Raw genomic sequence first — 6,987 nt, 5'->3', positions numbered from 1 at the left:
AAATAACGCTACCATTTAAGAGTTACTTAGACATTTGTACTTTTACAAATAATAAGGTATTTTATTTCACTTCTTTTTTTGTAACAAAACTGGTAAAAAGATAAAATCTCACTATATTTAACATATATTTTTCTTTTGCATTACATAAATCAAATTATATAGTTAACTATTGAAATCAAGGTTAAGCTGTTATCTTGATTTTGATATGTGTCAACAAAAGTTAGCTTTTTAGATGGTATTTAATACAACAGGTGTTATATTGCTGTTAATAGACTATGGGCATTTTACATTCTGATTTTAACGTCCATTGTCAGTAAAATAGGTCATGTTTGTAATTAATAACGTGATGGTTATTTATCGAATTTTCATCTGGGTCTAATTTTGGCGTGCTAATAACAAAAATGAATAACCACACACCTTGCACACACAGAAGTTACACACAGATATCCTTTTTCTATTTTTGGTAATTTTAGGTAGCAAATATGCAAACCCCGCACATTCTGATTGTTGAAGATGAAGTAGTTACTCGTAATACCCTGAAAAGCATATTCGAAGCTGAAGGGTATATCGTACACGAAGCCACTGATGGCAACGAGATGCATAATATTCTGTCCGACCATGATATCAATCTGGTTATTATGGATATTAATCTTCCTGGTAAAAACGGTCTTCTATTAGCCCGTGAATTACGTGAACAGGTAAGTGTTGCATTAATGTTCCTAACAGGTCGTGATAATGAAGTTGATAAAATCTTAGGCCTTGAAATTGGTGCCGATGATTACATCACTAAACCATTTAATCCTCGTGAATTAACTATCCGTGCTCGTAACTTATTGTCACGCACTATGAATTTAGCGAATGGCACAGAAGAGCGTCGTTTAGTTGAAAGCTATAAATTTAATGGTTGGGAGCTAGATATTAATAGTCGCTCTCTTATTAGCCCTACAGGTGAACAGTATAAATTACCTCGTAGTGAGTTTCGTGCGATGTTACATTTCTGCGAAAACCCAGGAAAAATCCAAACTCGTGCAGAATTACTGAAAAAAATGACGGGTCGTGAATTAAAACCTCATGATCGTACTGTAGACGTTACCATTCGTCGTATTCGTAAACACTTTGAATCAACCCCTGATACACCTGAGATTATCGCTACTATCCATGGTGAAGGTTATCGTTTCTGTGGTGATTTAGACGAGTGATATCAGTGTTACCCTAGTAAAAAATAATGCTAAAAACCCCGGATTTCAGTTTCGGGGTTTTTCTTTATTAAAGCATAAAAGATAAAAATTGATCTTAGCGACTATTTTAAATAGAAACTAATTTATCAACTAAAAAAATTTCTTACACTTAATCTTATTAATTTTGTTAATTAATTAAAAAAATTACTCTTTCCATGGCATGATGGGTACTGCACTAATGGCATTTTTCGGTGAGCCATCGATAACCTTATCAGAGTAAGTAAGATATATCAGTGCATGGCGGTTTTTATCGTAAAAACGCACCACTTGTAGCTTTTTAAAGACTAGTGACGTTCTTTTTTGAAAAACAACATCACCACGATTTTTACCTTTTAAGACTTTTTCGCTTAATTCGATTGGCCCTACTTGTTGGCAAGAAATAGCCGCATCGGCGGTATCTTCAGCAAGCCCTAAACTACCGGAAATGCCCCCTGTTTTAGCACGGCTTAAATAGCAAGTGACATTTTTGACTTCAGGATCATCAAAAGCTTCAATGACAATTTTATGATTGGCACCAAAAAACTTAAAAACCGTATCGACATAACCAATTTCTTCAGCTTTCACCATTATTGACATAGGAAGCAAGATAGAAAGTGCGAGTATCTTTTTGAAATTAAACATATTAAATTTATTCCATAAAAAGAAGAAAGAATGATTTTGTCTAGGATAAAGCAAACTTTTGTTAACTGGTAGAATAATTTGTATACATGACTCATTGAAAAAGACTATATTTCATCTTTATCTAACAATATAACTTGTTATAGACGTTCAGGCTATTTACCATCTACAGCATAAATAAACGAATATGACTAAGGGAGATGTATGGATCAAACCAACATCATACGTGATTTACTCGCTTGGCTTGACAATAATCTGGATCAGCCACTATCCCTCGATAATGTCGCAACTAAAGCGGGTTACTCTAAGTGGCACCTACAACGCATGTTTAAAGAAGTAACAGGGCAGGCGATTGGTTCTTATATTCGTTCGAGGCGTCTATCTCGCGCGGCTGTGGCATTGCGTTTAACAAGTCGTCCTATCTTAGATATCGCTTTACAATATCGTTTTGATTCTCAACAAACATTTACTCGCGCCTTTAAAAAGCAGTTTGATAGAACTCCAGCCCTATATCGCCGTTCTGATGAGTGGTGTGCTGTAGGTATTTGTCCTCCAATAAAATTAGATCCTCAGCCTTTGCCTAAATGGGAATATGTGCAATTACCGGAGATAAAATTGATTGGTATTGAACAAACTTGTAGCCATACACTAGAACAATGGGCCAATGCTTGTTCCGATATGCGTCAGACATTTTGGCAAAATTATATTACTAAGGTAAACACTATCCCTCATGAGGTTTATGGTTTGCACCATACACAACACAGTGATGAGCATGAAGATGAACAGCGTGTTATCTACACCACCGCCGTTGAGCCTGCTTATGCGAGTTTTGTAGAAGATGATACTGCTTATGAAGTCATATTGGAGGCTGGCGATTATATTCGCTTTGACTTCGAGGGAGAGGCAAAACGAGGCGCCATGCAGGAATTTTTATTCTTAATTTATGGTGTTTGCTTGCCAACCATGGGGCTTACTCGCCGTAAAGGACATGATATTGAAAAGTATTATCTTAAAGAAGTGCACTATGACAATGTGATGACCGCCGAGCCACAAGATCATATTAAGCGTTTTGAGTATTATATTCCCATTAAACGCGAAACGGCCTAACAATAAGACTCTCTTTTACAGCGAAGAGAGTCTGTTATTGTCATTAACGCTGTACTTCATCAAGAGCGATATCAGTAAGATGACTCACATCCCCTGCTGTTTCGATTACCCATCCATTAGCGAGCCAAGGACTGTTTTGATAGTCCACTCGTGAAATTGAACAGTTACGTAGTCTTAAACGTCGTTCAGCGTAAGCTGGTAGGCCTAACACAGTACTTAGCAGGCAACCTAATGCAATACCGTGACTCACCAGTAAAGGACGGCTATGCTCTGGTAACGCCAAGCAACTGTTTAAAGCAGCCTGCATACGATTAGCTAATTCCACCATGGATTCTCCTTGGGGAATTCGTCCATCAGGTGTACCATCAATTAAACTCTTGCGCCAAGCTTCTTCTTGTGTATTTAATGTGGCGATCTCTCGCTGTTCAAGAACGCCCATATCAAGTTCACGCAAACGGGGATCCGTGATTACGTCACAGCGACAAGCTTGTGCAATAATCTCTGCCGTCTGACAAGTCCGGCCAAGATCACTAGAAATTATGTGGGTAATACCTGCTGATTTTACTCTTTCAGCAACTTGTTGTGCCTGTCGCACACCCATTGCTGTTAGTGGGCTATCAGATTGCCCTTGTATACGTCTCGCCACGTTCCACTCAGTTTCACCGTGGCGAACAAGATAGACCTGTAACATACATTTTTTCCGTTATACTGCTCTAATTTTTCAAAGGATGATTAACTCATTATGTATCATGTCATTGCAGCCACTACGAATCCAGCAAAAATCAACGCGATCAAACTCGCCTTTGAGCAAGTGTTCGGTAAAGATACCTTTGATATTGAAGATATTAATGTCGATAGCCGCGTTCCACAGCAACCTATTGGAAATACAGAAACGAGAACTGGCGCACGCCAACGTGTGATGGCCGCAAGACAAGTACGTCCAGAAGCTGACTTTTGGGTAGGTGTTGAAGCGGGTATTGAAGACGATATGACCTTTGCTTGGATTGTTATCGAACACGAGCAAATTCGCGGTGAATCTCGCTCAGCCAGTTTAATGCTACCGGAACAGATCTTAAAAGGTGTTCGTGAAGGTCGTGAACTTGGCGATGAAATGGCATTTTTAACCAAGATTGATAATATTAAGCAAAAAGGTGGCGCTATTGGTTATTTTACTGATGGTTTATTAAGTCGCACTTCTGTTTACCAACAAGCGATTGTATTAGCTTTAGTGCCCGTCACCCATGATATTTATAAACAACTTAACAAAAAAGATGATGAATGAGTGATTAAATAGTTCTCTTGTCGCTATTTAAAAAAAATGCCATTTAACCAACTGATTAAATGGCATTTTTATTTCTAACGAATAGGCGATTATTTTTTTATCATAAGCTCTTTTTCAAGCCATAATTTCACATCATGGGGTGCTGTTTTTAAGCTATTAGAACCTCTGGTAATAGTGGCGATGCCAACCCCTAATAGCTCTTTTAGCTCTCGCTGACTTAATTCCCCACGCATTAATTCTTGAACAATACGCACTCTTGTTGCTAATGCACTGCGCTCATCTGGCGTCATTAAAAGTTGTAAAACAGGAAATTCAACTCCCTGTTCAAACGCTTGGCGTAATAACTCAACAAAACGTACCCAGTGTTCATTCTCTTCTGGTGATAATGCAGGATCTAGCATAGTGGGAACCTCTTCTAGCCACACTCATAAACTAGTACAAACTATAGCATATTTTATCCTGTGACAAAGAGGTTCCATTAATAAATCGCTTAATTATCTCATTAATAACGACTATTCCACTCAGTTTGAGTTAATACCGGTTGTTGCTCTCCGGCAAAATAGCTATAAAACACCGCAAATGAGAGTACATTTTTGACATAACCACGCGTTTCTGCGAAAGGAATACTCTCAATAAAAGCAATAGCATCTAGTTGGCTATTAGCATCAGATAACCAACGGTCAACCCGTGCAGGACCTGCATTATAGGCTGCACTAGATAAAATACGGTTTTGATTAAAACGCTGATAAACAGAATCAAGATAAGCGGTACCAATTTCAATATTTTTAACCGGATCTGTCAGTTGCGCACTACTTGCATACCCGGTAATACCTGCTTGTTTTACCGTGAACTCTGCGGTTTTCGGCATCACTTGCATAAGACCCGTTGCCCCAGCTGAAGAGCGAGCTTGTGGGTTCCATGCACTTTCTTGGCGAGCGATCGCCATCGCATAATTGCGATCTATCGCTTTATCTTTCGTATATCGTTCAAATTCATTTTGCCATGCAAGTGGGAAGCGCTCTTCTAAATGGTTCCACATTTTACCAGTAATCGTTGCTTGTACTGCTAAGTCAGCCCATTGTTGCTCAAAAGCATAACGCGCTAGTTGAGATTGTGTGGTAGCAGGCTGGGTGGCAACATAATTTGCCCACTCAGTACGCGCTAAATTATCCATTTGCCAATACATTAATTCGCGTACTCGTTGCACTTCAGGTTGCTGTGGAATTGTGGGTGAAACACTTGGCGCTTTGTCTATTACCATAACATAAGGTTTACCTAGCTTTTCAGCCGCCACCATAGGATAAAAACCGCGATGTTGTGTTAGTTCTTGTAAAAGCGCTTGTGCTTCACTGTTTTTACCTTGCGATTGCAACACCATCGCTCGCCAATAACGCCACTCCTCTTTATTTTTACTTTCAGGTGATAATCTTTCTAACCATAAAGCTAATTCTGCGGGCTGATTTTGGCTTAACGCTAAACGCACACGACGCTCACGCAGGGTATCTGAAGCGGTATCTTGTATCACACTATCACGCCATTTAGCCTGCTCTGGTGTGGCATATGGCATATATTGCCAAGCGACCGTATCACGCATTAATTGGCGTTCAGCTGTCGTCATTTTTTGAGCTCTGGCAATACTATCAAGCTGTGCTCTTGCACTATCGGCATCTTTTCGCGCCCAACGTGAAAATGCGGCTTGTACAATATTACGCGTAAAATCTGTTGGTGAAAGTTGTGTGGCATAACGAGCAACCAGATTAGGGTGATCTTGTAGTTCAACAATGGCATCGTTAATCGTTTGATAATCCATCGGCAATCGCTTAGCTAAATAAGTTGCTAACCCAGTATTACCACTTTTTATTGCTAAATTAATCCGCTCTAACACTAATTCAATGCTTAAATTTCCTGCTTTTTGCCACTCATCAAATAGCGGATCACAGCTTGAAGGCATAGAAGTACCGTTTAACCACGCTTCTTTTGCACCAACCCACGCCGTTTGTTTATCCCCTGTCGCCCATTTAGCATAATAGTAGTTACACCTTGCTGCTTTAGGCTTAGGAGGATTAGGACTAAAAGTCAGTAAGTTTTGCCACTCTTGACGTTTTGCTAACTCATTAACAAACAAAGAAGGTAGTGCTTTCGCGGGTGGCAAAGTTGGATATTTTTCGACAAATTCAGTCACCACAGCCGGAGCGACCACATCAAGATTGTCGGTAATTTGGCGATATTCAAGATAGGGGTAAAGAGGATAATCTTGTAATGTCGGTAATAATTTTTCAACTTGTGCTGTATCTTTAGCATCCCAAGCTGCTTTAATTTCTTGGTAACGTGTTCGTTGTTCACTTAATGAATCTGCTTGTGCCCACGCAGAGAAACACAATGTACTAATTGCCAAGACGAAGGACCACTTTTGCTTAACCACGTTACCTCTCCCACCTCAAATTTAAACATCCAAAGAATAAATACATTAGCTAATATGATAATCATTAACAATGTTAGTTCCCTCTTTAAATGAAATTTTCCTCACTTTTCGAACAAGCACTCAAGGATGATAAAAACCTCTCTTTTACCTAAGGTTTTCTTTTATAAATCGGGTATACTGGCGACTTTCATCGTTTTCGGGTCTTTGGCAAAATACTGACATTGACTTTACTATTGTTCATTTAGGTGTCATATATTCATTGCTTATTTACATTCTTTTGTGTTTAACGCAAAAACTGACACTTCAGATAAAATCTCTTT

At 39.0% G+C, this 6,987-nt stretch carries 7 protein-coding genes; 3 read left to right on the top strand and 4 right to left on the bottom strand.

The window, feature by feature from the left end; genetic code table 11:
- Nucleotides 1-482: 482 nt before the first annotated feature.
- Nucleotides 483-1,199, top strand: a complete 717-nt coding sequence (gene arcA, locus PMI_RS18505; protein WP_004245226.1) for a two-component system response regulator ArcA — start codon at nt 483-485, stop codon at nt 1,197-1,199.
- Nucleotides 1,200-1,382: 183 nt separating this feature from the next.
- Here the strand turns inward: arcA and creA are convergent, their stop codons facing one another.
- Nucleotides 1,383-1,859 (bottom strand): protein CreA, encoded by a 477-nt coding sequence (gene creA, locus PMI_RS18500; RefSeq protein WP_004248955.1) that lies wholly within the window; start codon nt 1,857-1,859, stop codon nt 1,383-1,385.
- Nucleotides 1,860-2,060: 201 nt separating this feature from the next.
- Between creA and robA the strand changes: the two genes are divergently transcribed.
- Nucleotides 2,061-2,963, top strand: a complete 903-nt coding sequence (gene robA / locus PMI_RS18495) for an MDR efflux pump AcrAB transcriptional activator RobA (protein WP_012368859.1) — start codon at nt 2,061-2,063, stop codon at nt 2,961-2,963.
- A 43-nt stretch (nt 2,964-3,006) separates the two neighbouring features.
- Here robA and gpmB read toward each other — a convergent pair whose 3' ends face one another.
- Nucleotides 3,007-3,654, bottom strand: coding sequence for a 2,3-diphosphoglycerate-dependent phosphoglycerate mutase GpmB (gene gpmB, locus PMI_RS18490; RefSeq protein ID WP_004245229.1), 648 nt, complete (start codon nt 3,652-3,654; stop codon nt 3,007-3,009).
- A gap of 51 nt (nt 3,655-3,705) precedes the next feature.
- Between gpmB and yjjX the strand changes: the two genes are divergently transcribed.
- A complete protein-coding gene (gene yjjX, locus PMI_RS18485) occupies nt 3,706-4,245 on the top strand; it encodes an inosine/xanthosine triphosphatase (RefSeq protein ID WP_004248953.1) in 540 nt (179 codons plus the stop codon).
- 89 nt (nt 4,246-4,334) lie between these two features.
- Here the strand turns inward: yjjX and trpR are convergent, their stop codons facing one another.
- The gene (gene trpR, locus PMI_RS18480; RefSeq protein WP_004248952.1) at nt 4,335-4,646 is read right to left on the bottom strand and encodes a trp operon repressor; all 312 of its coding nucleotides are present in this window, start codon (nt 4,644-4,646) and stop codon (nt 4,335-4,337) included.
- A gap of 101 nt (nt 4,647-4,747) precedes the next feature.
- Nucleotides 4,748-6,667 (bottom strand): murein transglycosylase, encoded by a 1,920-nt coding sequence (gene sltY, locus PMI_RS18475; protein ID WP_012368858.1) that lies wholly within the window; start codon nt 6,665-6,667, stop codon nt 4,748-4,750.
- Nucleotides 6,668-6,987: the final 320 nt, after the last annotated feature.

It is taken from the genome of Proteus mirabilis HI4320, from assembly GCF_000069965.1.
Taxonomy (GTDB): Bacteria; Pseudomonadota; Gammaproteobacteria; order Enterobacterales; family Enterobacteriaceae; genus Proteus; species Proteus mirabilis.
This window is presented reverse-complemented; position numbering and strand designations above follow the sequence as displayed.

Excerpts from the sequence above, each read along its gene's own strand:
- arcA (WP_004245226.1), top strand. The coding sequence starts at position 483 with ATGCAAACCCCGCACATTCTGATTGTTGAAGATGAAGTAGTTACTCGT.
- creA (WP_004248955.1), bottom strand. The coding sequence starts at position 1,859 with ATGTTTAATTTCAAAAAGATACTCGCACTTTCTATCTTGCTTCCTATG.
- robA (WP_012368859.1), top strand. The coding sequence starts at position 2,061 with ATGGATCAAACCAACATCATACGTGATTTACTCGCTTGGCTTGACAAT.
- gpmB (WP_004245229.1), bottom strand. The coding sequence starts at position 3,654 with ATGTTACAGGTCTATCTTGTTCGCCACGGTGAAACTGAGTGGAACGTG.
- yjjX (WP_004248953.1), top strand. The coding sequence starts at position 3,706 with ATGTATCATGTCATTGCAGCCACTACGAATCCAGCAAAAATCAACGCG.
- trpR (WP_004248952.1), bottom strand. The coding sequence starts at position 4,646 with ATGCTAGATCCTGCATTATCACCAGAAGAGAATGAACACTGGGTACGT.